Origin of the sequence: Pseudomonas sp. (genome assembly GCF_030696055.1) — a bacterium.
GTDB lineage: Bacteria > Pseudomonadota > Gammaproteobacteria > Pseudomonadales > Pseudomonadaceae > Aquipseudomonas.
Genome location: NZ_JAUYNP010000227.1, coordinates 1 through 3,119, shown reverse-complemented (window position 1 = coordinate 3,119; position 3,119 = coordinate 1). Strand labels below are relative to the sequence as shown.

At 59.9% G+C, this 3,119-nt stretch carries 3 protein-coding genes, 1 tRNA gene and 1 pseudogene; 4 read left to right on the top strand and 1 reads right to left on the bottom strand.

The features are described 5' to 3' along the window. A pseudogene (locus Q8Q83_RS13555) lies at positions 1–1,092 on the top strand (ABC transporter substrate-binding protein); the annotation flags it as partial. A gap of 138 nt (positions 1,093–1,230) precedes the next feature. Here the strand turns inward: Q8Q83_RS13555 and Q8Q83_RS13550 are convergent. After that, entirely contained in the window at positions 1,231–1,899 is a 669-nt protein-coding gene (locus Q8Q83_RS13550) for a Bax inhibitor-1/YccA family protein (RefSeq protein WP_305624541.1), read from the bottom strand. Between the two features lie 135 nt (positions 1,900–2,034). Between Q8Q83_RS13550 and Q8Q83_RS13545 the strand changes: the two genes are divergently transcribed. The 3 genes from Q8Q83_RS13545 to Q8Q83_RS13535 form a co-directional block, all read left to right on the top strand. Next, a tRNA-Ser gene (locus Q8Q83_RS13545) sits at positions 2,035–2,124 on the top strand. A gap of 146 nt (positions 2,125–2,270) precedes the next feature. Next, entirely contained in the window at positions 2,271–2,915 is a 645-nt protein-coding gene (gene uvrY, locus Q8Q83_RS13540; protein ID WP_305624539.1) for a UvrY/SirA/GacA family response regulator transcription factor, read from the top strand. After that, positions 2,902–3,119, top strand: a 218-nt coding sequence (locus tag Q8Q83_RS13535) for a GIY-YIG nuclease family protein (protein WP_305624537.1), incomplete at its 3' end; no start/stop codon positions are given. The genes uvrY and Q8Q83_RS13535, both read left to right, overlap by 14 nt.

Sequence of the window (3,119 nt, the reverse complement as noted above, 5' to 3'; positions counted from 1 at the left end):
GAGCTGGGTGTGCCGGTCAACTGGTCCGCCTATGAAGACATCGCCGAGTTCTTCTCGGAGAAGGTCAAGGAAATCGACGGCCAGCGCGTCTACGGCCATATGGATTACGGCAAGAAAGACCCGTCCCTGGGCTGGCGCTTCACCGATGCCTGGTTCTCCATGGCCGGTGGCGGCGACAAGAGCCTGCCCAACGGCCTGCCGGTGGATGAGTGGGGCATTCGCGTGGACGGCTGCCGCCCGGTGGGTTCCAGCGTCTCCCGCGGCGGCGACACCAATGGCCCGGCGGCAGTCTATGCGACCACCAAGTACGTCGACTGGATGCGCCAGTACGCGCCGCCGGAAGCCCAGGGCATGACCTTCTCCGAAGCCGGCCCGGTGCCGGCTCAGGGCAGCATCGCCCAGCAGATTTTCTGGTACACCGCCTTCACCGCCGACATGAACAAGCCGGGCCTGCCGGTGGTGAATGCAGACGGCACGCCGAAATGGCGCATGGCGCCGTCGCCTAAAGGGCCGTACTGGGAAGAGGGCATGAAGCTGGGTTATCAGGACGCCGGTTCCTGGACCTTCCTCAAGTCCACCCCGGACAAGCAACGCCTGGCGGCCTGGCTATACGCCCAGTTCGTCACCTCGAAAACCGTGTCGCTGAAGAAGACCCTGGTCGGCCTGACGCCGATTCGCGAGTCGGATATCAACTCCCAGGCGATGACCGATGCCGCGCCGAAACTCGGCGGTTTGGTGGAGTTCTACCGCAGCCCGGCGCGGGTGCAGTGGACCCCGACCGGCACCAACGTGCCGGACTATCCGCGTCTGGCCCAGCTGTGGTGGCAATTTATCGCCGAGGCGGCCAGTGGCGACAAGTCGCCGCAAGAGGCGCTGGATGGCCTGGCGGCGGCGCAAGACACCATACTCGGCCGTCTGGAGCGCTCCGGTGTGCTGGGCGAGTGCGGGCCCAAGCTGAACGAGCCGAAAGATCCGCAGTACTGGCTGGATCAACCGGGCGCACCCAAGCCGAAACTGGCCAACGAGAAACCCAAGGGTGAAACCATCAACTACAACGAGCTGCTGAAATCCTGGGAGCAGGAACGTAGTTAAGAAGTAAGCAGCACCAATAAAAAATGGCCGGGAGCCATTTTTAACGTCGCGCAGCGACGGCTCGAAGAGTGGCCGCCATGGAGGGTAGCCATAAAATAGGCCGCTTAGTTAAGCGGCCTTTTTTTGTGTGCTAAGTGATCAATCGTCGCTGCCCATGATGCCGAGGAGCTGCAGCAGGCTGACGAACAGGTTGTAGATGGATACATACAGGCTGATGGTCGCCATGATGTAGTTGCGTTCACCGCCATGGATGATCGCGCTGGTCTGGAACAGGATGCTGGCCGAGGCAAACAGCACGAAGCCGGCGCTGATCGCCAGTTGCAGGCCGCTGATCTGGAAGAACACGCTTACCAGCATGGCGCCCAGCAGCACGAAGAAACCGGCCGTGATAAAACCACTGAGAAAGCTCATGTCCTTGCGGGTGGTCAGCACATAGGCCGACAGGCCGCAGAACACCAGGGCGGTCATGGCGAAGGCCGAGCTGACCACTTCGGCGCCGTTGGCCATGCCCAGGTAGCGGTTGAGAATCGGACCCAGGGTGTAACCCATAAAACCGGTCAGGGCCAGGGTGGAAACCAGGCCCCACGGCGAATTACGCAGCTTGGTGGTAAGGAAGAACAGGCCATAGAAGCCGATCAGCACCACAAAGATATTCGGATAAGGCAGGTTGGCGCGCTGGGCCAGAAAGGCCACCAGGCCGCTAAAGGCCAAGGTGATGGCCAGCAGGCCATAGGTGTTACGCAGGACGCGGCTGACTTCTTGCTGCTCCACCTGCGTATGGTCGAGGGCATAATTGTGATCGTTCATGGCGACACTCCTGATAAAGGCTAATGGTTCCGTGACCAAGGTCGACTGGGAGCATAACAGAGCCAGCTAAAGTGCCAATAAGCAGAGTTTGACAGCCTGTTGCGTTCGGGTAAGATTGCCGCCCGCACTAACGCCGGAAGCGTGGCAGAGCGGTTGAATGCAACGGTCTTGAAAACCGTCGAAGGGGAAACTCTTCCGTGAGTTCGAATCTCACCGCTTCCGCCATTTTCCTCTGCATGTCATATAAGTAAGCTGTTTTTGGCGGTTGCTTTTTGACAGTCATGCGCCAAGCTTGGTCAAGCTAAGCAAGATTGCTTTGATCAGCATTTCAACAAGACCGCTGCAAGCGGTTGCCGCAAATGGGGTGTCGCTTGATTAGGGTGCTAGTGGTCGATGACCACGATCTGGTTCGCACGGGCATCACACGCATGCTGGCCGACATCGACGGTCTGCAGGTTGTAGGCCAAGCCGAATCCGGCGAAGAATCCCTGCATAAAGCCCGCGAGCTGAAGCCTGATGTCGTCCTGATGGATATCAAGATGCCCGGCATCGGTGGCCTGGAAGCCACGCGCAAACTGATTCGCAGCCATCCCGACATGAAAGTCGTAGCCGTTACCGTCTGCGAGGAAGATCCCTTTCCCACTCGCTTGCTCCAGGCCGGCGCCGCCGGTTACCTGACCAAGGGTGCCGCGCTCGAGGAAATGGTCCAGGCCATTCGGATGGTCTTCAGCGGCCAACGCTATATCAGCCCGCAAATCGCCCAGCAGCTGGCGCTCAAGCCCTTCCAGGCCCAGGTCGACAGTTCACCCTTCGATCTGCTGTCCGAGCGCGAGATCCAAATCGCCCTGATGATTGCCAACTGCCATAAGGTGCAGACCATCTCGGACAAGCTGTGCCTGTCGCCGAAAACCGTTAACACCTATCGGTATCGGATATTCGACAAGCTGTCGATCACCAGCGACGTTGAGCTGGCCTTGTTGGCCGTACGTCACGGCATGGTCGATGCCAACAGCTGACGCAGCCGCAACCACTGCCGCCGCCTTCGATTCCAGCGCCTTCCTGGCGACCTGCAGCGCTCGTCCGGGCGTCTATCGCATGTTCGATGCCAGCGCCAAGCTGCTCTATGTCGGCAAGGCCAAGAACCTGAAAAAGCGTCTGGCCAGCTACTTTCGCAAGACAGGCCTGGCCCCCAAGACCGCCGCCCTGGTGGGCAAGATCGC

What these genes read in the sequence shown, in the direction of transcription:
- Q8Q83_RS13550 (WP_305624541.1), bottom strand. Translation starts at nt 1,899, where the DNA reads ATGAACGATCACAATTATGCCCTCGACCATACGCAGGTGGAGCAGCAA.